19 protein-coding genes are annotated in these 21,215 nt (G+C 38.0%); 12 read left to right on the top strand and 7 right to left on the bottom strand.

The window, feature by feature from the left end:
* From GN303_RS06405 to GN303_RS06395, 3 genes are read right to left on the bottom strand one after another with little or no spacing between them, the layout of a single operon-like run.
* On the bottom strand, positions 1 to 951 hold the full coding sequence (locus GN303_RS06405; protein ID WP_158523857.1) for a cell division protein FtsX: 951 nt from the start codon (positions 949 to 951) through the stop codon (positions 1 to 3).
* Complete coding sequence (locus GN303_RS06400; RefSeq protein WP_110438333.1) at positions 932 to 1,603, bottom strand: cell division ATP-binding protein FtsE; 672 nt, start codon at positions 1,601 to 1,603, stop codon at positions 932 to 934. The genes GN303_RS06405 and GN303_RS06400 overlap by 20 nt, the downstream gene beginning before the upstream one ends.
* A 34-nt stretch (positions 1,604 to 1,637) precedes the next feature.
* Positions 1,638 to 2,063 (bottom strand): hypothetical protein, encoded by a 426-nt coding sequence (locus GN303_RS06395; protein ID WP_110438332.1) that lies wholly within the window; start codon positions 2,061 to 2,063, stop codon positions 1,638 to 1,640.
* 259 nt (positions 2,064 to 2,322) lie between these two features.
* Here GN303_RS06395 and GN303_RS06390 point away from each other — a divergent pair, with 259 nt between their 5' ends.
* The 6 genes from GN303_RS06390 to GN303_RS06365 all read left to right on the top strand — a co-directional run bounded on the left by GN303_RS06390 (position 2,323) and on the right by GN303_RS06365 (position 8,791).
* Positions 2,323 to 3,894, top strand: coding sequence for an ATP-binding response regulator (locus GN303_RS06390; RefSeq protein WP_110438331.1), 1,572 nt, complete (start codon positions 2,323 to 2,325; stop codon positions 3,892 to 3,894).
* A 255-nt stretch (positions 3,895 to 4,149) separates the two neighbouring features.
* Positions 4,150 to 4,545, top strand: coding sequence for a response regulator (locus tag GN303_RS06385; RefSeq protein WP_110438330.1), 396 nt, complete (start codon positions 4,150 to 4,152; stop codon positions 4,543 to 4,545).
* A 51-nt stretch (positions 4,546 to 4,596) separates the two neighbouring features.
* Complete coding sequence (hslV, locus tag GN303_RS06380) at positions 4,597 to 5,178, top strand: ATP-dependent protease subunit HslV (protein ID WP_110438329.1); 582 nt, start codon at positions 4,597 to 4,599, stop codon at positions 5,176 to 5,178.
* A gap of 3 nt (positions 5,179 to 5,181) precedes the next feature.
* On the top strand, positions 5,182 to 6,504 hold the full coding sequence (hslU, locus tag GN303_RS06375) for an ATP-dependent protease ATPase subunit HslU (protein ID WP_110438328.1): 1,323 nt from the start codon (positions 5,182 to 5,184) through the stop codon (positions 6,502 to 6,504).
* 39 nt (positions 6,505 to 6,543) lie between these two features.
* Positions 6,544 to 6,978, top strand: coding sequence for a SufE family protein (locus tag GN303_RS06370; protein ID WP_110438614.1), 435 nt, complete (start codon positions 6,544 to 6,546; stop codon positions 6,976 to 6,978).
* Positions 6,979 to 7,093: 115 nt separating this feature from the next.
* A complete protein-coding gene (locus tag GN303_RS06365) occupies positions 7,094 to 8,791 on the top strand; it encodes an alpha-keto acid decarboxylase family protein (RefSeq protein WP_110438327.1) in 1,698 nt (565 codons plus the stop codon).
* 84 nt (positions 8,792 to 8,875) lie between these two features.
* Here the strand turns inward: GN303_RS06365 and minE are convergent, their stop codons facing one another.
* The 3 genes from minE to minC all read right to left on the bottom strand — a co-directional run bounded on the left by minE (position 8,876) and on the right by minC (position 10,762).
* Entirely contained in the window at positions 8,876 to 9,151 is a 276-nt protein-coding gene (gene minE / locus GN303_RS06360) for a cell division topological specificity factor MinE (protein WP_110438613.1), read from the bottom strand.
* Positions 9,151 to 9,963, bottom strand: coding sequence for a septum site-determining protein MinD (gene minD / locus GN303_RS06355; protein WP_110438326.1), 813 nt, complete (start codon positions 9,961 to 9,963; stop codon positions 9,151 to 9,153). Before minD ends, minE begins: the two co-directional genes overlap by 1 nt.
* 91 nt (positions 9,964 to 10,054) lie before the next feature.
* Positions 10,055 to 10,762, bottom strand: coding sequence for a septum site-determining protein MinC (minC, locus tag GN303_RS06350; protein ID WP_110438612.1), 708 nt, complete (start codon positions 10,760 to 10,762; stop codon positions 10,055 to 10,057).
* Between the two features lie 263 nt (positions 10,763 to 11,025).
* Between minC and fzlA the strand changes: the two genes are divergently transcribed.
* The 6 genes from fzlA to GN303_RS06320 all read left to right on the top strand — a co-directional run bounded on the left by fzlA (position 11,026) and on the right by GN303_RS06320 (position 19,149).
* Positions 11,026 to 11,694 (top strand): FtsZ-binding protein FzlA, encoded by a 669-nt coding sequence (fzlA, locus tag GN303_RS06345; protein ID WP_110438325.1) that lies wholly within the window; start codon positions 11,026 to 11,028, stop codon positions 11,692 to 11,694.
* A 16-nt stretch (positions 11,695 to 11,710) separates the two neighbouring features.
* Positions 11,711 to 12,883, top strand: coding sequence for a glycosyltransferase family 4 protein (locus GN303_RS06340; protein WP_110438324.1), 1,173 nt, complete (start codon positions 11,711 to 11,713; stop codon positions 12,881 to 12,883).
* A complete protein-coding gene (locus GN303_RS06335; protein ID WP_231504011.1) occupies positions 12,873 to 13,787 on the top strand; it encodes a glycosyltransferase family 9 protein in 915 nt (304 codons plus the stop codon). Before GN303_RS06340 ends, GN303_RS06335 begins: the two co-directional genes overlap by 11 nt.
* A gap of 42 nt (positions 13,788 to 13,829) precedes the next feature.
* A complete protein-coding gene (gene thrS / locus GN303_RS06330) occupies positions 13,830 to 15,797 on the top strand; it encodes a threonine--tRNA ligase (protein WP_110438322.1) in 1,968 nt (655 codons plus the stop codon).
* A gap of 176 nt (positions 15,798 to 15,973) precedes the next feature.
* Complete coding sequence (infC, locus tag GN303_RS06325) at positions 15,974 to 16,495, top strand: translation initiation factor IF-3 (RefSeq protein WP_110438321.1); 522 nt, start codon at positions 15,974 to 15,976, stop codon at positions 16,493 to 16,495.
* Positions 16,496 to 16,632: 137 nt separating this feature from the next.
* Complete coding sequence (locus GN303_RS06320) at positions 16,633 to 19,149, top strand: glycosyltransferase family 2 protein (RefSeq protein WP_158523856.1); 2,517 nt, start codon at positions 16,633 to 16,635, stop codon at positions 19,147 to 19,149.
* A 5-nt stretch (positions 19,150 to 19,154) separates the two neighbouring features.
* Here GN303_RS06320 and glyS read toward each other — a convergent pair whose 3' ends face one another.
* Positions 19,155 to 21,215: a glycine--tRNA ligase subunit beta gene (gene glyS / locus GN303_RS06315; protein ID WP_110438319.1), complete on the bottom strand. Its 2,061-nt coding sequence runs from the start codon at positions 21,213 to 21,215 to the stop codon at positions 19,155 to 19,157.

The raw sequence follows: 21,215 nt of genomic DNA, 5'->3' as shown, positions 1-21,215 counted from the left end.
TTATGTCAAATGTCTTAACCAATAATAAACAATGAGTGTTGTTGAAATCCAGCCTATAAAATAATTGCATAAAGGTAAAATGATAATTAAAATCAATAGATTAAATGGTAACAAGGTTAAAATGCTAAACCACCCCTGATAAACTGTTTCCCAGTTCGGATTGCTGCTGAAGGGCAGACTCAGATAGGTTAAAAAAAACAATAAGGGAATTGAGAAAATTAAGCCGATGCCACCTCCGATAAGAGAAAGAAATGCATTCCTTCGTGCAAAGCGTATGGATATATAGTGATCTGACGCGCCTAGATTATGAAGTATTTCGATTGTTTGTTTACATTGTATCAAACCAGTTCGGGTGGCGATGGCTATTACAATGGCTGCGACAAAAATCACGGTAAGAAAAGCAAGAAATGCACAGGTTTGCAAACTATTTGCAAGAACATTTAAGCGTTGACCCCAGAAGTTACTTTCTTCAATAACGATATTGGGTTCGATTTTGCGTAAGGAAGTTTCAAGCTGGCCTGAAATTTTTGTATTATTTTTTAAATGTAATTCGATGATTGCGGGAATGGCAAGGGCAAGATTGTCAAAATCTTCATGCAGCCAAGGGGCTAATAATTCATTTATTTCATTATCATCAAGTTTGTGAAAAGAGACAAGTTCCCTGGAGGTCGAGAGAAGGGTGATAATTTGCCGGATTGATGCATTATTGTCGGAATTCTCTTGTTTTGTATTTTGAGACGAAATCTGGAGGTTATTTTGGGGAATTTGTAGAATTACTGTGGACGCTGCCCCTGTATTCCAACGATTTGCTAGATTTTGACCAGCATAGGTTCCCGCAATCATCAGGGTGGCCAAAAAGGTCATTGCAGCAACAAGGGGAATTAAAAATTGCCCGGGTAAAGCTAGATTGACTTTCAATCCATCAGTGGTTTTATGTTTTAAAAGCATCATCAATTCGTATTTGTCCATTATTTAATTTTAGTCTAGGGGCAGGGAATTGATGGATGAGATTATCATTATGGGTGGCGATAATGATTGTGCACCCCAAATCATTAAGATCAAAAAAAAGATCCATTAAACGTAATACCTGTTCCTCATCCAGCGCATTGGTGGGTTCATCAGCCAACAAAATATCAGGTCTGTGAATGACAGCTCGGGCAATTGCAACGCGTTGTTGCTCCCCTCCAGAAAGGGTTCGAGGGTATAGTTCAGCCTTATTTTGCAAATTCATCCATTGGAGAATTCGATTTGTCCAACGACTTACTATGGATTCATCCGTATTCTGCAGTCGAAGGGGTAGAGCGATGTTATTATAAATGCTTAAATTGGGAATAAGTTTAAAATCTTGATAAATGATGCCTATTCTTTGTTTTAAGTGGCAAATAGTTAAACGACGGTTTTTATGTATGTTTGTTTCCAAAATTTGTAATTGCCCAGCATTAGGCATTATTTCAAGATGGAACATCTGGAGCAAGGTTGATTTTCCAATTCCTGATGGTCCTGTTAACCAGCAAAAACTACCTTGGGGAATATGGAGTGTGACATTTGATAAAATCGGACAGTCTTGTCTGTAATAAAGGCTTACCTTGTCAAGTTGAATCATTGCAGAAAGGTTTCATGGCAGATAAGGAAATGGATTATAATTTACGTCCCAAATAAACAGTTACGGTCGCACATAATGCGGTTAACATAATAAGTAAAACGCCATCGAAAATTAATTTTCCTGCAGTTAAACTATGTCCTGCAATCATAATTGAATGGGGAATCAGGTTGCCTCCATGTTTCACAAGCTCACCTGTTTGAGGATCTGATGAGGAGATAATGGCTATTAATGAAGAAGTGATGGCAGGCAATAATTTCCATATGATACCAATAACCAAGAATAACGGGGCGAAAATTTCGGCGACTTGCTGGATCAAGTAAAAGCAGAAATGACAAGCGAACCAGAGAATATTTAAAAATGGATTGGACACTTTGGATGAATTTCTTGAATCGGTATATTCTTGGCTGATGTGGCCTAGCCGTTCTTCTGATCGTGTATTATTAGAGAAAAATTTATTCACGAAACTATCCTTAAACTGAATAAAAAGAAGATACACTGTAGCATATTGATATAAATCTTATAATAAAACTCTTTATATAAATCTTTAATTTTTTGAATTAAAATAATTAATGAACCGAAACATATTAATTTTCAGTGAATTTACTTGCCATATCAGATATTCTGAGAAAAATAAGTGGAATGGTATTTTTGTAGATCCTGTTTAATTATTGATCTAGGCAAACCATATATATCAATAAATACTTTTTAGAGAATTGGGTATGGGTAACAATACGCAGCCTTCGATATTAATCATTGATAATGATTCCAGGATTTTAAAGGAATTCAAACAAATTCTGGGTCAGGATTACTCTTTATATCTTACAGAATCTTCCTATCATGCCTTGGATATGATTAAAAAGGGGGCTCATTTTTCCACCATTATCTATAATAATTTCATGCCCTGCATGTTCGGAAATATTTTTTTTGCCCGTGTTCGTAATCTTATTGTTGCTACACGTATTCTTTTGGGACCAAAAAGCCGAACGGATATTCTGATCAAGGCGTTGAATGAAGGGGGAATATCGTTTTTTATTCCAAAACCGCTGGATCCTTTCATGGTAAAGGAAATTGTAAAACGGGCCGTTAAAAGATCAGAATTTCAAAGAAAACTAATGCATGAACGTTTATTGTTAAAAGGGTTGTTGGATAATCTGCCCTATGGCCTTGCTTTCAAAGATGAAGAGGGTCGTTTCACCCGTATGAACCAGTTGGCGGCCAATCGACGGGGATTGACCATTGCCGAATGCCTTGGAAAAACAGAAGAGGAAACTGAACCGTCCTTTACGTCGCAAGAATTGTCAAGATTTAACCAGCGTTTAAAAAAAGAGGAGCGCTTTGTGGAAATATTGGAGGTTCCCTCGAATAATTCCAAACAATCGTCACAATGGTTTATGATTACCCGTTTATTGCTGGATAGAGCAAAGGGTGAAATTACGCATCCTTCTGTACTGATGGAGCTGGATATTACTAAACAGAAAGAATTGGAAATGCAGTTGCGGCAGTCGGAAAAATTGAAGGCTCTTGGCACAATGGCTGGGGGAATTGCTCATGATTTCAACAATTTGTTGACAACAATGATCGGTTCGTTGGAATTATCCGAAGAGCTGTTGGAGGTTTCGGGTAATTCTGAAATCATGGATACAATTAAGCAGTTGCAGAATAACGCCTTGGAGGCGGCAAAAAAAGGCAGCACATTGACAGAGCGACTCTTGAGTTTCAGCAGAAGAAAGAAATTATCTTTGCAGGAAGTGGATCTCACCAAGATTATTCGTAAAAATTTTGATCTATTGTCCCAAACTCTTCAGATGCGTTATGAAAGAAGGTTCAAAGAGCAGATTGAAGCCAACCAATCAAATAGAATTCATCTTGAATTTAAAAATAATGTATCGGGTATTTTGACGGTTAAGACAGATCCATCACAATTTGAATTGGCTGTCATGAATTTGTGTATCAATTCAGTAGATGCCATGAAAAATGGAGGTGTAATAACTATCATTTTGGATAAGAAAGATATTAGTCCGGATGAAGGCAAACGGCTTCATTTAAATCCGGGTTCTTATGCAATCACCATCATTCAGGATGAAGGCGAGGGAATGAGTGCTGAAACCATTGCTCATATTTTTGAACCTTTTTTCACAACAAAAAAAATGGGGTTGGGAACAGGACTGGGAATGGCAATGGTTTATGGATTTGCACAACAGTCGGGGGGACAGGTTAATGTGCAAAGTCAATTGGGAGCAGGAACAAATATAAGTATATATTTACCCATATATAGTGAAATGGAAAGATAGATATTTAATAAATTTCCATCAACATATTTGAATATTAATATAAATTAATTAAATAGAAATCAAAAATTAATATTATATTATGTCACCAATCTAATATGATTTTTATATAAAACGTAGATGCATATTTTTATTCTTTAATCGCTTTTTAATATTTTTTTTAAATGATAATATAGATAACGAAGTGAATATATAGTTTTAAAATGATTATAGAGTCTGAACACTATATTTTTCCTTTTGACGTAAAGGCATAAGGAAATGTTGATTGAAGCACAAAAACAAAAAACAAAAAAAATAATTTTGGTTGCTGAGGATGACTCCATTTTACGCCCATTATTGGTGGAATTGCTGGATGAAATGCAGTTTGAGGTAATTGCCGCTGAAGATGGCACAAAGGCAATGGCATTATTACAAGATTTGGATTGTAATCATATGCATGTCGATTTACTATTAACCGACATCGGGTTGCCAGGAGTAAATGGAAACAAACTTGCTGAATTTGCGCGTAAGATCTGGCCGAATTTATCAATATTATTTATTACTGGTTATGCACATGGTATAAATACCATGACATTTGACAATAAAATACAATTGTTAACCAAACCTTTTTCACTTGGGGTCTTGACAAAGCGTATAGAAGAATTGATTTCTTAACCAGTTCGGATAATTATTATCATATAATTTTATGTAAGGTTAACCCTAGATATGCAAAATAACACTTCATCTACGTATGATCCTATTCAGTGGCATGGTACGACTATTTTATGTGTCCGTTACGGAAAGCAGGTGACAATAGCAGGTGATGGCCAGGTAACACTGGGTAATACAGTTGTAAAAGGTAATGCGAGGAAAGTCAGGAGAATAGGACAAAACGGTTCTATATTGGCTGGTTTTGCAGGGGCGACAGCGGATGCTTTTACCTTGCTGGAACGTTTGGAAAAGAAATTGGAGCGTTATCCCAATCAGTTGGAAAGGGCTTGTGTCGAGTTGGCTCAGGATTGGCGAACGGATCGTTACTTAAGAAGACTTGAGGCAATGCTGCTTGTGGCTGATCATGTTCATTCATACACGTTAACAGGTAATGGTGATGTACTGGAACCAGAAGACGGGGTGGTAGCCATTGGTTCCGGTGGTAATTATGCTCTGGCGGCCGCAAGGGCGCTTTTGACTGTTGATGGACTAACATCGGAAGAAATCGCACGTCGAGCCATGAAAATTGCTGGGGATATTTGTATTTATACCAATCACTCCCTTGTTGTAGAGACTTTGAACGCAGAAAGTAAATAATATATGCAAATCCCGACCTATACTCCGAAAAAAATTGTTGCAGAACTTGATCGTTATATTGTTGGTCAACATGAAGCAAAAAAGGCTGTATCTATCGCTTTGCGCAATCGATGGAGAAGAGCTCAGTTATCTGACCGGATGCGGGAAGAAATCGTTCCTAAGAATATTTTGATGATTGGACCAACGGGTTGTGGTAAGACGGAAATTGCTCGTCGATTAGCCCGTTTGTCACAAGCTCCATTTTTAAAAGTTGAGGCAACTAAGTTTACCGAAGTCGGTTATGTCGGTCGTGATGTGGAAAGCATTATTCGCGATTTGGTTGAAGCATCTTTGGTCATGTTGCGTGATGTAAAACGTCGCAATGTCGTTGAAAAGGCAAAAGATGCCGCAAATCAAAGAATAGTAACGGCGTTGGTGGGAGATGGAGCGACAGCAGAAACACGTAATAAATTCCTGCAGATGCTGGTTAATGGAGATTTAGAGGACAAGGAAATAGAGATTAAAGTGGCGGATATATCCTCTCCTGTTAATCAAATGGATATACCGGGGATGCCATCGGCCCAGATTATCAATTTTACCGATATGATGAAAGGGTTCATGAACCGTTCTGAAAAATCACGCCGTATGACGGTTGCAAAAGCCCGGGAGGCATTAATTCGTGAAGAATCTGATAAGCTTCTGGATAATGATGCGCTTGTGCAAGAAGCTATACAGCGTGCACAAAATCATGGAATTGTCTTTCTGGATGAAATTGACAAGGTTTGTGCCCGTTCTTATGAAGGAGGTGGTGGGCGTGGTGGTGCCGATATTTCCCGTGAAGGGGTACAGCGTGACTTACTGCCATTAATAGAGGGAACGACTGTCTCAACAAAATATGGTCTGGTTAAAACCGATCATATACTTTTTATTGCCTCTGGTGCTTTTCATTTGGCTAAACCTTCTGACTTATTGCCGGAACTACAGGGGCGTCTACCGATTCGTGTTGAATTATCGGCTTTAACCTGTGAAGATATGCGTCGGATTTTAACAGAACCCGAACAGTCACTTTTAAAACAGTATATCGCTTTGATGGAAACGGAAAAAGTCAAGTTACAGTTTACGGATGATGCAATTGATTCAATTGCCCAATTGGCAACAGATATTAATGAAAGAGTTGAGAATATCGGTGCGCGTCGTCTGGCAACCGTTATGGAAAAGCTTCTCGAAGAAGTTTCTTTTACAGCTTCTGAACGTTCAGGTGAGGAGATTCAGATAACGGCAAAGGATGTAACGGAAAAAGTTGCTTCCTTGGCGAGTAAAAGTGATTTAAGTCGTTTTATTCTTTAATTTGTAATTTGTCTGGCTGTACGAGATTTATCTATGTCAATTTCAGGTTCTTTTATTTTACCCGAAGAACAAAGCGCGGTAGAGGCGATTGATGCCATTAGGGATGAGTTTGATCTTTTTGATGATTGGACGCAGCGATATCGTTATTTGATTGAACTTGGAAATAATTTGCCTGCTTTTCCTGTTGAATGGCAAAATGATAAATTTCGTGTGGTTGGTTGTCAAAGTCAGGTTTGGTTAAATTACTCCCGGGAAGGAAATAAATATTATTTTGCTGGATCGTCTGATGCCGTGATAGTTAAAGGTCTGATCGCTTTGTTACTAAGGATTTATTCTGGAAGAACAGCAGAGGAAATTTTGAAAATCGATCCTGAATTTGTTAAGGATCTGGGACTTGCAGGGGCGTTGTCAGCAAATCGAAGTAATGGGGTTATGTCGATGGTTAAAGCCATACAGCATATTGCCTCACGATAGTGTTAATTTTTTTTGAAATATTTATTTCGTATAATTTGAGATTCTTCAATTGAGATAACAGTCTCTAAATTTAAGACTATTTTAAGAAATACATTGTAAAATTAGGAGATAATATATGAAAAAAACAATTGGGGATTTCTTATTGGATAGATTATCTCAAATTGGGATCAACACAATTTTTGGTGTGCCTGGGGATTATAATCTTCAATTTTTGATGCAGGCAGAAAAAAGAAAAGATATAAAATTTGTTGGAAATCGTAATGAGTTGAACGCGGCCTATACTGCGGATGGTTATGCACGTTTAAATGGAATTTCTGCAATACTAACAACATATGGTGTTGGTGACCTGAGTGCCCTTAATGGTGTTGCAGGAGCATATGCCGAATACGTGCCAATGGTTTGTCTTTCTGGAGCGCCACCTTTACACAGTATAAATCAAAGATCCTTTTTGCATCATACCACGGCGGAGGGTAATTATGAAGATGTCATGAATTGTTACCGCTCCTATACTGTCGCTCAGGCGCGCCTTACGCCACAAAATGCAGTGGGGGAAATTGATCGTGTATTGAAAGTTTGCAAACGGGAAAAAAGACCTGTTTATATTCAAATCCCATCGGATATAACGTTTTTCGAGATTGATGTCCCTGATGACAAACTGGTCTGTTCATTACAAATGAGTGATTCCTTACAACTTTCAAATCTTTTGCATGGCATTAAAGAACGTCTGCGACATGCTGAACGCCCGGCTATGCTGCTGGGTAATGCCATAGATCGATTTGGACTTAGAGAACTTACGCAAGAACTTATCGAAAAATTGAATATTCCATTTGCCACCCAATCAGCGGCACAGGCAATTTTGGATCAGGGTTTATTGCAATGGGTTGGTGAATATAATGGCGGGGCTTCTGTCAGATCCGTTTTAGATATCATTGAAAATTCTGATTGCTTAATAGGAATTAACGTAAAATTTACAGACAGTAATTCTGGGTATTTTACGCAGAATATTCCAGAAAATATGATCAATATCATGCCCTTCAGCACTATCGTTGGTAAAAAAGTGTTTGAGGATGTCTGTGCTGTAGACCTATTGAAAAGCCTAATAAAAAATGACTTGTCCCGACAGTCAAATTTATTCTCTTCCATTCATAAAAATAAAAAACATTCATGGACAGTTGAAAAGGGCAAGGCATTAATCCTCAATCGTTTTTGGACAAAAATGGATCATTTCATTCAGGAAAATGATGTCATTGTTACGGATGCAGGCACCTCGATGAGAGGTGTCAGGGGATTGGCTCTTCCTGCCGGAATTACCATCATTAATCAGCCTTTGTGGTTATCAATCGGGTATTCATTGCCTGCCTTGTTTGGTTCATTAATGGCAGCACCTAAACGGCGCCAAATATTATTTGTCGGGGATGGGTCATTCCAATTAACAGCGCAGGAAGTATCAGCTTTTTTTGCGCATGATCTTAATCCAATCATTTTTTTGGTGAATAATAAAGGTTATACAATCGAACGCAGCATTATGGGGTTATATTCCTCGTTTAATGATATTCCTGAATGGAACTATCATAAACTATTTGATGCTTTGAGTGATAATAAACCCTATTCATACTATCAAGTCAGAACTGAGGATGAATTGGAAACAAGCCTGGAAAAACTGGAAAATGATACTTTAGTACCGCGTATTGTTGAAATTATGATTGATCCTTTTGACATACCCAAAAAAGTTCAGGATTCAGCAGACCGTATTGCATCCTTCAATTATGGAAAAAGAGGTTTGAAAGAGCTTGATAAAAAAGTTCATTTCTAAATAAATGTTGAGGAGTTTTATTCTAGATCAATAACAAGCTCCTCAAATACATAATAAAAGTCTATCGATATTATCAAGTATAAATCAAAATTTTTTTTGACGTTGTTGGGGAACCTCAATATCAATAGCCAATGTTGAACAGGCAGATCTTTGATCAATTTTGACCTGAATTTTTTCTTGATCAATGGAGATATGCTTTTGGATAACCGCCATAATTTCTTTTTGTAATTTTTGCAATAAATCTGAATCATTTTGATTGCTGGAAGAAGAACGTTCATGAGCCAGCAGGATCTGTAAACGATCCTTGGCAACGGGCGCTGAACTTTTTTTATTAAAGAAATTTGAAAATAAAAAACTCATCATCTATTCCTCTTTAACAACCAGTCAAAAAACCCTTTTTTGTCAGTCGGAATGGTAATGTCTATTTTTTCTCCTTGCAAGCGTTTAACTGCATCTACATAGGCACGGGCAGGAGCAGAGTTGGGTGCAGAAAGTGTTATCGGAGTACCTATATTTGAAGCCTTGAGAATTTCCTCACTTTCAGGAATGATACCAATCAAGGGAATGGAAAGAATATCAAGTATATCATCTGTGTTAAGCATGTCGCCATGGGCTGCCCTGTTTGTTGCATAACGTGTAATTAACAGGTGTTTGTTAATTTTTTCACCTTTTTGGGCTTTATCAGTTGTACTGTCAAGGATGCCTATGATACGATCACTGTCACGAACCGAGGATACTTCGGGATTGGTAATGACAATAGCCTCATCAGCAAAATGCATGGCCATTTTAGCACCGCGTTCAATTCCGGCCGGACTGTCACAAATTATCCAGTCAAACTTCTCTTTTAATTCCTCAATAACCTTTTTGACACCCTCTTCAGTCAAGGCGTCTTTGTCCCGTGTTTGGGAGGCGGCTAGAATGAAAAGGGTTTCGATACGTTTATCTTTAATCAATGCTTGAGAAAGCGTGGCTTCACCTTGTATTACATTGATAAAATCAAACACCACACGTCTTTCTGATCCCATTACAAGGTCAAGATTTCTTAAACCGACATCAAAATCAATGACGACAACCTTTTGTCCTGTCTGGGCGAGGGCCGCTCCAATCGCTGCGGTTGTTGTCGTTTTACCAACCCCGCCTTTACCTGAGGTAATAACGATTACCTTCGACATACTTGTTCCTTTATGATAATCCATTTTCAATATGTTAAAAATATCATTTTACGGCAAATAAAACACTAAAAATATCAGAATATAATATTATTTACCTTGTTTTTGTTAGATTAGTTACAGTAATAACATTCTCTTTTAAAAAAACCTGTGCAGATTTATTGTTAAAAGCCTCTGGAATTTCTTCTGCTGTCATGTAATATCCATCAATAGCCAATAGTTCTGCTGCCATATGACTGGTGAATATTCTGGCATTGGGTTGTCCACTTATACCGGCAATAGCGCGTCCCCGCAGGGCGCCGTAAACATGAATGGATCCACCGGCGCTAATTTCCGCTCCCGATGCAACAGAATTAACAACAATTATATCCCCTTCCGGAAAAAAAATGCTTTGTCCTGATCGAACGGGATCATCAGTAATATAGCAAGGAACGGATTGATTTTTAGCTGGAGAATCGATCGGGGGATTTAAATTGTCGATATTCTTTCCTCCTGTAAGAATGAAATTTCTAGGCCAGTCCTTTAATGCAGAAGGGTTGGATGGCAATCCTTCCATACTGATAATCTGAATATTTCTGCCTAAAAGTTCATGATAAAGTTTTTCCAATCCTTCTTCATCGCCCGTCAAGAGTTCAAGATTGAGAATAACAGGTTTGCCATAGAAAAATTGTGAAGAACGTTTAATTTGTTCGTCTAGGCTTTGTAACCAATTTACAAGAGGGGCTTTTGGTGAAAGAACCAGTGCCAAAAACGAACGGCCTCGGATCCGTAAGGGGGGCAGTGAATGCGAAGAATGATGCACCACGAGTGTATTTCCTGTTTGACAGATCAATAAATTAATGACGTCTAAATTATTACGTTTTGATAAAGTTGAAAAATAAAATAATAATATACGAAAAAATAAATATCTTGTAATTTTTTAAAAGATGAATTTAAGCCTTTATAATTGATTAAAAGTTAAGCTATATGGTTAAACTGTAGTGATAAACTGATTTTAAAATATTTTCAGTAAAAAAACATATTATGTTACACTAAAGAGATTTTGTGGAATAATGGCAAGGCTTTATGCGAATATTGTATCATCTTCCCCTTTGTCCTTTCAGTCGTAAAATTCGGCTGATAATGGCAGAAAAACGGTTATCTTTTGAATTGATGACCGAAGCTGTATGGAAAAAACGGGATGAATTCCTGTCGATGAATCCTGCTGGTACCGTTCCTGTCCTGGTAGAAGAAACGGGTCTGGCTATTTGTGATTCCTATGCGATCAGCGAATATTTGGAAGAAGCCTATCCTGACACGTTATTAATGGGTCGCACTTTGGCGGAAAGAGTGGAGGTGCGACGATTGGTTGCCTGGTTTGATGACAAATTCAATCGAGAAATCACTCGAAATTTACTGTTTGAGAAAATGTTCAAACGTCTTTTTGGAAATAGCAATCCCAATGCTCAAGCATTGAGAGAAGGCTACCAGAATATAAAATTTCATCTTGATTATATTGCCTATCTAGCTGAAAACAGGGTTTGGCTGGCAGGAAATAATTTGTCAATTGCTGATTTTGCCGCTGCAGCCCATCTTTCCAGCTTGGATTATATTGGTGATATTAACTGGGATAAATATCCAATGGTAAAGGATTGGTATGTTCGGATAAAATCCCGTCCCAGTTTTCGTGCCTTGTTAAATGATCGGGTAAGTGGTGTAGTCCCTCCCAAATATTATGCCGATTTAGATTTTTAATGAAATTTTAGTCGGAATGGAAAATAAACCGGTCATATTGCAAGTTCTACCAGCATTGGGTACAGGTGGGGTAGAGCGGGGAACTGTTGATATGGCAAAAGCAATCATACAGGCGGGTGGCATTGCAATTGTAGCCAGTGAAGATGGAATATGGCAGCATTATCTCGAAAAAATTGGGGCAATTTACATTCATTTACCGCTAAGCTCAAAAAATCCGTGGATAATCTGGAAAAATCATTATGCGTTAATTAAGATTATCCAGTATTATAAAGTAGATATTGTTCATGCACGTTCAAGAGCGCCGGCATGGTCTGCATGGTTGGCAGTAAAAAAATGTCATATCCGTTTTGTCACAACCTGGCACGGAGTTTTTCAGGCCAAATGGTTCGGAAAACGTTGGTACAACCAGGTAATGACCAAAGGGGAAAAGGTGATAGCGATCAGTCATTATATTGCTAATCATTTACAACAAGAATATCATGTCAACCAGCAAAAACTATGTATCATTCCACGCGGGGTTGATCTAACTATTTTTGATCCGAGTTTGCCGTTAGGTAACCGAATAAGTTCATTGGCACAGAGTTGGGGAATTTCTGAAGAGCAAAAGATCCTGTTATTGCCGGGAAGAATTACGGAGTGGAAGGGACATAAATTATTATTGCAGGCTTTTGCTGAATTAAAATTCAATCATCCGAACTGGATCTGCATTTTTGTCGGTCCCGCCAAAGAAAAAGATCATTTTTTAAAAGAGTTGCTTGCCTTAGCCGATTATCTAAAAATAAAAAATTCGATTTATTTTGTGGGAAATAGCCAGGATATGCCTGCGGTCTATGCACTGGCAAATATCGTTGTAGTACCTTCCCTTAAACCTGAACCTTTTGGACGTGTCGTAATTGAGGCCCAGGCTATGGAGAAACCTGTGGTTGTTGCCAATCATGGTGGGGCGGCAGAAACAGTTGAAGAAAATGTTACAGGTTACCTTTTTAAGCCCGGCAGTGTTAATAATTTGGTATTTGTTTTGGATCAGTTGATGGAAAAAACAGATGCAGATTTAAATTGGATCGGTCGGCTTGCCCGGGAGGCGGTTCAAAAAAAATATACTTTGCAACAGATGCAATGCAAAACCCTTTCTGTTTATAACGAGATATTACCTGCTGAAAACAAATTAAAGATCAATGATGTCAGTTAAAAGAATCTTGATTATACGTTTGGGTGCTTTGGGGGATTTTATCCAAAGTTTTTACCCGTTTGCGGCCATTCGTCAGTATTATCCCAATGCAGAGATCACCTTGTTAACATCTGCACCATTTGTTGATCTGGCTAAAAGATCACCTTGGTTTGATCGTGTTATTGTTGATGATAAACCTTCCTGGTTCAATATTGCGGGATTGATTAGGCTAGTGAAAAAACTACGGGGATATGATTATATCTTTGATTTACAAACTTCTCATCGATCGACACGTTACTTTAGGTTTACAGGACAGAGACAAGGATCGGCGATTGCAAAAACAGCATCGCATAGACATGACAATGAGGAGCGTAATCGCTTGCATACATTTGATCGCCAGAAAGATCAGTTAAGCAAGGTTGGTATAACTGATTATCCCGAGCTTGATTTATCCTGGTTTTTATCCGAAATGATTGATTTTTCCATGGATCGACCCTATGTTGTGTTAGTTCCTGGTTGCTCGGCACGACGTATGGAGAAAAGATGGCCTATTCAGTATTATGGTGAGATTGCGAATATATGTCTTGAAAAAGGGTTGATCCCTATAATTGCTGGAGGAAAAGAAGAGAAAGAGATTTCCCGACAGATTTTGCAATTATGTCCGAAGGCAATGAACTTGATTGGTAAAACAAGTTTGTTTCAGTTGGGGCACTTAATGAAAAATGCACAATTTTCGCTCGGAAATGATACAGGACCAATGCATATTGCCGCATTGGTGGGGGGGTGTTCTGTTGTTTTGTTTTCATCATCAAGTAATCCTGCGCTGACCGCACCACGTGGAAAACATGTCAAAATATTGTATGAGGCGGATTTAAGAAATCTTTCCGTAAAAAAGGTTGCACAAGAATTGAACTGGGTTCATTAAAGTTTATTATTAGGTTTATTATAGCGTTCTGGAGTTTTAAGTATGCCATCTATTACCTTGCCTGATGGATCTGTTCGTGAATATGAAGGATCGGTTACGGGTTTAAGTATTGCACAATCTATTGGGGCAGGTTTGGCCCGTGCAGCTTTAGCAATGGAGCTGAATGGAAAATTAGTCGATTTATTAACTGAAATATATGAAGATTCGTCAGTAAAATTCATTACAAAAAAAGATGCGGCGGCGTTAGAGTTAATCCGTCATGATGCTGCCCATGTACTTGCCCAGGCAGTACAGGAACTATATCCGGGAACCCAGGTTACTATTGGTCCAGCTATTGAGGACGGTTTTTATTATGATTTTGCCCGTGAAGAACCTTTCAAGCCAGAGGATCTTGGTAAAATTGAACAGAAAATGCATGAGATTATTGCGCGTAATGAACCTTTTGTCAGAGAGGTTCTGCCTCGGCAGAAAGCAATTGAATATTTTGAAACCAATGGGGAGCATTATAAAGCCCAGCTCATTCGGGATTTGCCAGAAACAGAAACGATCACAGTTTATAGACAGGGGGAGTGGCTTGACCTTTGCCGTGGACCGCATTTAAGAACGACCGGGGATGTCGGTAAAGCTTTTAAACTGATGAAGGTTGCTGGTGCATATTGGCGTGGGGATTCAAAAAATGCCATGCTGTCACGTATATATGGAACGGCATGGCGTGATCAAAAAGAGCTTGATGCCTATCTGACGCAATTGGAAGAAGCGACAAAACGCGATCACAGACGGATTGGAAAAGAGATGGATCTTTTCCATCTGCAGGATGAAGCCGTAGGTTCCGTATTCTGGCATCCCAAAGGATGGCAAATTTATACCGAATTACAGGCTTATATGCAGCGTGTCCAACGTCGTTATGGATATGAGGAGGTGCGAACCCCCCAACTTGTTGACCGTTCATTATGGGAGGCATCAGGGCATTGGGACAAATTCAAGGAAAATATGTTTATTGCTTCCGTTGAGGATGAAGATCGCATTTACGCTTTGAAACCCATGAACTGTCCATGTCATATCCAAATATTCAATCATACATTGCGTTCCTATCGTGAGCTTCCCCTTCGGATGGCGGAATTTGGAGCCTGTCACCGTTACGAACCTTCTGGAGCACTACATGGGATTATGCGTGTTCGGTCATTTGTTCAGGATGATGCGCATATTTTTTGTACAGAAGATCAAATTACTTCTGAAACAGCCTTGTTTGTCCAAATGTTGTCAGAAGTATACAAAGATCTTGGTTTCGAGAGTTTTCGCATCAAATTTTCTGATCGTCCAGAAAAAAGAGCGGGAGATGATGCGATTTGGGATCGTGCTGAAAATAGCTTGAAGGAAGCCTGTAAACAGGTTGGTGTAGAATTTGAGCTTAATAAAGGGGAAGGCGCTTTTTATGGCCCCAAACTGGAATTTGTTTTACGTGATGCGATAGGAAGGGATTGGCAATGTGGCACGTTGCAAGTTGACTATGTTCTGCCAGAACGGCTTAAGACGGCTTATATTGGAGAAGATAGCGCAAGACATCGCCCAGTTATGCTTCATCGGGCAATTTTAGGATCATTTGAACGGTTTATTGGTATTTTGATAGAACAATATGCAGGTCATTTCCCTTTGTGGCTGGCACCTGTCCAAGTAGTTGTGGCAACGATTGTAAATGATGTGGAGAATTATGCCCGAGAAGTCGTTGCCCTGCTGAAAGCCCAGGGAATTCGTGTGGAATTGGATGATAGAAACGAAAAGATCAATGCAAAGATTCGTGAACATAGTCTGCAACATGTTCCTGTCATTTTGGTTATTGGGCGCAAGGAGGCGGAAGAACGTCAATTGGCAGTACGTCGATTGGGTGGAAAATCACAAGAGATCATGGCTTTGAATGAAGCCATGGATCAACTGTCTCGAGAGGCATCACCGCCAGATAAAGGACGAGTTCCCTTTGCGCAGCGAAAGGCTAAATTTTATTGTGAAGACTAGATAGTTTTTTTAAAATCTATTATAGTGTTTTAAGAAGTTGTTTATTATTAAATCTAGGAAATGGGTTATTTACAAGATTGATTTTTTTGATAAGTTCAATTTTCTAATTTTTGAGTAAGTAATCCCCTTTTCAATGATTTATTTATAGAAGGAGCTTAACCATAGTAAAAACATCGATAACCCCTGCGACTAATCGTGAAGGACCCTTGGTTGATGATGAGATCCGTGCTGCACAGGTTCGCCTGGTTGGTGCTGATGGTGAAATGTTAGGTATTGTGCCAACACGTGAAGCTTTGAAAATGGCTTATGCTGTTGGACTGAATTTATTGGAAGTCAGTCCAAATGCTGATCCGCCAGTAGCGAAAATTGTTGATTACGGCAAATTCAAATATGAACAGCAGAAAAAAAAGAATGAGGCACGTAAAAAACAAAAAGTCATTGATATTAAGGAAATTAAGGTAAGACCAAATATTGATGAAAATGACTATCAGGTAAAACTAAACGCGGCAAAGCGTTTTATTGCTGGTGGTGACAAGGTTAAAATCACGTTACGTTTCCGTGGACGTGAAATGGCCCATCAAGAACTGGGTGTTCAATTGTTGGATCGATTCCGTGTTGATATGGAAGATGTTGCAAAGCCAGAACAAACTTCCAAGATCGAAAATCGTCAAATGATTATGGTTTTAGTAGCCCGTTGATGTGATAAAATATTAAATGAAGTTCAATAAAGGTATGTAAATTTTACATACCTTTTTTTATAATGATATTTATTTTTGAAAAATTATAATTTTTTGCAAGAAATAGTAAATTTAAGTTAACTAAAAGGATGGGGTTCATGAATGCTCAATCTCGCTGTACGGGTTTCTGTCAAAGAGTTGAAGAGGGAGTATTTGTGGGATGGGCAATTAACGTAGTTAAACCTGAAAAACCTACAATTGTTTCTGCTTTTATCGATGATGTAAAGATTTCTGAAATTAAATGCGATATTGAAAATAAAACTCTCCAGCAAAAGCTGAATTTCTTTCGCGGCGATATCGGTTTTCAATTTTCCATACCAGAAAGATACAGGGATAATAAGAAGCATAAACTATCATTTCAATTTATTGATGAAACACCTTTTATAATCTCTGATTCAAAACAGAATAATAAGCAAGTATCCTATGTATATTTTCAATTATTAAGAAATAACGATTCTGTTGAATATGAATCTTTTATTGATGGATGGAAGAATGGTTCAATTGTTGGATGGGTTTTGAAAAAGGATTTGAAAACAGGAGAATATATAGGAAACTGTTCAATTCTTGTTGTCATGAATGGGATTGAATTACAAATGGTTCAGGCCAATAGATATCGTCCTGATGTGGCAAATGCTTATAATGGTGAGCCAAGATGCGGTTTTGCGGTTGTTATACCCAAAGTGCTTCGAAAATGTTTTAAGGCGGAATTTCGCGTGTATGTAATGCCTGATTATATAGAAGTGAAAAACAGCCCCTATCAAACAAGCCTTGTTGATGATTTGTTGGAACAAAAACTATTAATAATGAATCAGCATATAGATAGTCTATATAATGAAATTAATTCCCTAAAAAGTGAAATTAAAAATTTAATCGCTTATCCGGAATATGTAATTGATGAATATCATCTATGGGCACAAAAATATTTCTCGAGTTTACCAAAATTACTTGATAAAAAAAGACAAAATTTGAAAGATTTAAAGATAAAACTTAAATCTCCCAAAATTTCAATTATATGTCCTGTTTACAAACCTGATTTATCTCATTTTAGGGAGGCTGTTGATTCTGTTTTATGTCAAACTTATAAAAATTGGGAATTGATTTTGATTGATGATGGAGGAAAATCAGCATCAATACAGAGAGAAATCAAAAAATATGTTTTGTATGATAACAGGATCAAGGCAATTACACTGACATGTAATATGGGTATTTCCGAAGCTACCAATGAAGGATTGAAACAGGTAAAAGGTCAATGGATTGCTTTTTTTGATCATGATGACCTGCTGGTTCCTGAAGCATTGGAAATGATGATAATGGAGGCGCAGTGTCATAATGCCTATTTTGTTTATTCAGATGAGGATAAGCTTGATAACAATGGTGAATTTACCGAACCCAATTTAAAACCTGATTTTAATTACCGTTATTTGTTAGGGTGTAATTATATTTGTCATTTTGTCATGATTCATGTTGATTATGTTAGAAAAGTCGGTTTTCTGTCATCGCAATATAATGGTGCACAGGATCATGATTTTATTTTGCGATTGACAGAATATTTAAAATCATCGCAAATTCATCATGTTCAGGAGATTTTGTATCACTGGCGTATTACTCCGAATTCAACAGCGGAAACAACCGCCAATAAACAATATGCGGTAAAAGCGGGTATAGCCTGTGTAAGTGATCATTTGAAACGTAAGGGTCAAGAAACTATGGTAAGCTCGATAGAGAATGCTACGATGTATAAGGTTGCATGGAATAAGATACCGCAATCAACTGTTACAATTATTATCCCTTTCAAAGATCAGATTGAAATTACCAAAAAATGCGTTGACCGTATTTTGGACCAAACCAATTATAGCCACTATAATATATTATTGGTTGATAATGGGTCAAAAAAACCAGAAACTCTGGAGTTTATAAAAAACTATTCACGAAAAAAGACTGTAAATTTTTTAACAGTACAAGAAGAATTTAATTTTTCACGTTTGAATAACCTGGCTGCTCAAAAAATAAAATCCGATTTTTATTTATTCTTAAATAATGATGTATTTATTGAAAATGAGGATTGGCTGGAAATCATGTTGAATGAGGCGGAATTTGCTGATGATATTGCAATTGTGGGAGCCAAACTGTTATATCCGAATGGAAGAATACAACATGGAGGCATTATTGTTGGTCCTGGGGAAGTTGCCCAACATATGAATAGGGGGATGATCAAGAATGATTTTGGTTATGTCGGACGTTCTGTATTATCACAGGAATTGACTGCAGTAACAGCGGCCATGATGTTGGTAAAGGCATCAGTTTTTCATGAGGTAGATGGATTTGATGAAATTAATTTAAAAATTGCATATAACGATGTCGATCTATGTTTGAAAGTAAGAGAGGCAGGTTATCGAATTATTATGTGCATGGATGTGATTGCCATTCATCATGAAAGCTATTCAAGAGGTAGTGATGATAGACCTGAACACCAAGAACGCTTCACATATGAAATGGAATTTATGGAAAAAAAATGGGGTGAAAAGGCGGTTTATAAAAATGATTCAGCCTATTCACCTCATTTTAAAGTCAAGCCCCAGCTGTTTTATGAATTAACAGACCCAGCTAAAATCTAATATAACTATTTTTCAATTTGGCTAAAATCAGCAATAAGGTTAGCCACATTATCAATTTGATTGAGAAGTTTAAGTCGATTATGACGAATGATTTCATTTGGATCATTAATAATAGTTTTATCAAAAAAGATGTCCAGTTCAGAGCGTAAGGAAGCTATAGTATTCATTGCAAATTCAAACTTCTTATGATCAAGTGCTGATTCAATCATTTGTGTAGCTTGCTTTAAATGACTGTACAGATTTGTTTCTTCATCAGTATGGAAAAGAGACGGATCGGGTTCACCGTGATGAGGGCCGTCTTTCTTGTTTTCAATTCTGAGAATGTTGCTTGCTCTTTTGACAGCGGCCAGAAGATTTTTTCCTTCGGATGATTCAAGAATTTGATTTATGGCATTAACTTTTTTAAGAAGTTCGGAAATATCAGTTAAATGATTTTTTTGTGAAACTGCTGATAAAATATCATGTCGTAAACCCTCACTTCGTAACTGAATAATAAGTCGTTCATTCATGAAATTTGCCAAAAATTTCAGATCTGAAGCTTGTTGTAAATCTTTCGGAAGTGTTGAAATGGAGAATTCAAATACTTTTTCTAAATCAAGAGAGAGATTGTTTTCACGGATGATTCTGATAATCCCCAAGGCAGCCCGTCTTAATGCAAAAGGATCACCAGATCCTTTGGGTTTTTCACCTATGGCAAAAAATGCGGTTAGCAAATCGATTTTATCCGCGAGTGCAACGATAACAGAGCATGATTCAGTGGGTGTCTGGTCTTTTGGACCACAAGGTTTGTAATGTTCCTTGATTGCAAGTGCTACGGCAGGATTTTCGTTATCATGTTGAGCATAATATCCCCCCATAATACCTTGGAGTTCCGGGAATTCACCAACCATTCCTGTTGCAAGATCAGCCTTGCAAAGTAAAGCAGCACGTTGTGCATGAACCACATCGGCGCAAAGTTCGTTTGCAAGAAAGCCTGCAACTTTGACAATACGTTGCACACGTTCGTATTGGCTGCCGAGTCTGGCATGAAAAATAACATCATTTAATGAGTTGTTATATGATACAAGTTGTGTTTTACGGTCCTGTTCCCAAAAATAACGGGCATCGGCAAAACGTGCCCTCAAAACACGCTCATTTCCGGCAATGATTAAGGAACCATCATCGTCTGGTCTAATATTCGCTATAAAAATAAAACGTGCTGCTGGTGAGCCATCTTGATTTTTCAGTGCAAAATAACGTTGATTCACTCGCATTGAAACTTGCATTACTTCTTGTGGCAAATCCATGAAAATGGAATCAATTTTACCCATATACGCGACGGGCCATTCAACAAGTCCCGTAACTTCGTTTAAAAGTCCTTCATCAGAAACGAGTTGAAGTTTGTTATTTTCTGCAAGCTTGGATATGTCTGCAAGAATTTTATTGCGACGCTGTTCAGAATCGGCAATAACATAATGGGAAAACAATGTTTCCTGCCATTGTTTTGTATTGTGGATGGTAAAGGGGGAAGGAAAAAGAAAACGATGGCCTTCAGTGATTTGATCGCTGGATAATCCATGCGCATCATCATTTTCTTTTGCCAAGGTAAAAGGAACAACCTCACCATTTAGAATACAGGTGATGCGATGCAATGGGCGAACCCATGTAAATTGGCTGCCATTTCCCCAACGCTGTGATTTAGGCCAGGGGAATTGCCATAAAAGTTGCGGAATTTTTTCTTGAATAAATTGGCTGGCTGATTGTTCAGGCTTAATTTTTTTCAAAACCCAAAAACCGTTCTCTTCAATCAAATCTTTTTTTTGAGCCGCATGTTTGCGTAAAAAACCCTCTAACGCTTTTTCTGGGGCTGTAATTCGTGGTCCTCTTTCCTCCAGCTCTTGTGCCGGAATGGTAGCGTCAATCTGCATAGAAACAGCGATACGTCTTGGTGTGGAGAATGTTTTAGCATCAGTGGGATTAAGATTGATCAGCGCATTATTCAGTAAACGGTTAAGATTTTCCATGGCTTGCTTTTGCATGCGTGCGGGAATTTCTTCCGATAATAGTTCAATAAACAATTCCGACAT

The organism is Commensalibacter melissae, from assembly GCF_009734185.1.
Classification (GTDB): Bacteria; Pseudomonadota; Alphaproteobacteria; order Acetobacterales; family Acetobacteraceae; genus Commensalibacter; species Commensalibacter melissae.
This window is presented reverse-complemented; position numbering and strand designations above follow the sequence as displayed.

What these genes read in the sequence shown, in the direction of transcription:
- minE (WP_110438613.1), bottom strand. Translation starts at nt 9,151, where the DNA reads ATGAGTTTTTTATTTTCAAATTTCTTTAATAAAAAAAGTTCAGCGCCC.
- fzlA (WP_110438325.1), top strand. Translation starts at nt 11,026, where the DNA reads ATGCGAATATTGTATCATCTTCCCCTTTGTCCTTTCAGTCGTAAAATT.
- GN303_RS06335 (WP_231504011.1), top strand. Translation starts at nt 12,873, where the DNA reads ATGTCAGTTAAAAGAATCTTGATTATACGTTTGGGTGCTTTGGGGGAT.
- GN303_RS06320 (WP_158523856.1), top strand. Translation starts at nt 16,633, where the DNA reads ATGAATGCTCAATCTCGCTGTACGGGTTTCTGTCAAAGAGTTGAAGAG.
- GN303_RS06390 (WP_110438331.1), top strand. Translation starts at nt 2,323, where the DNA reads ATGGGTAACAATACGCAGCCTTCGATATTAATCATTGATAATGATTCC.
- thrS (WP_110438322.1), top strand. Translation starts at nt 13,830, where the DNA reads ATGCCATCTATTACCTTGCCTGATGGATCTGTTCGTGAATATGAAGGA.
- glyS (WP_110438319.1), bottom strand. Translation starts at nt 21,215, where the DNA reads ATGTCGGAATTGTTTATTGAACTATTATCGGAAGAAATTCCCGCACGC.
- GN303_RS06385 (WP_110438330.1), top strand. Translation starts at nt 4,150, where the DNA reads ATGTTGATTGAAGCACAAAAACAAAAAACAAAAAAAATAATTTTGGTT.
- GN303_RS06340 (WP_110438324.1), top strand. Translation starts at nt 11,711, where the DNA reads ATGGAAAATAAACCGGTCATATTGCAAGTTCTACCAGCATTGGGTACA.
- hslV (WP_110438329.1), top strand. Translation starts at nt 4,597, where the DNA reads ATGCAAAATAACACTTCATCTACGTATGATCCTATTCAGTGGCATGGT.
- minD (WP_110438326.1), bottom strand. Translation starts at nt 9,963, where the DNA reads ATGTCGAAGGTAATCGTTATTACCTCAGGTAAAGGCGGGGTTGGTAAA.
- GN303_RS06405 (WP_158523857.1), bottom strand. Translation starts at nt 951, where the DNA reads ATGATGCTTTTAAAACATAAAACCACTGATGGATTGAAAGTCAATCTA.
- GN303_RS06365 (WP_110438327.1), top strand. Translation starts at nt 7,094, where the DNA reads ATGAAAAAAACAATTGGGGATTTCTTATTGGATAGATTATCTCAAATT.
- hslU (WP_110438328.1), top strand. Translation starts at nt 5,182, where the DNA reads ATGCAAATCCCGACCTATACTCCGAAAAAAATTGTTGCAGAACTTGAT.
- GN303_RS06400 (WP_110438333.1), bottom strand. Translation starts at nt 1,603, where the DNA reads ATGATTCAACTTGACAAGGTAAGCCTTTATTACAGACAAGACTGTCCG.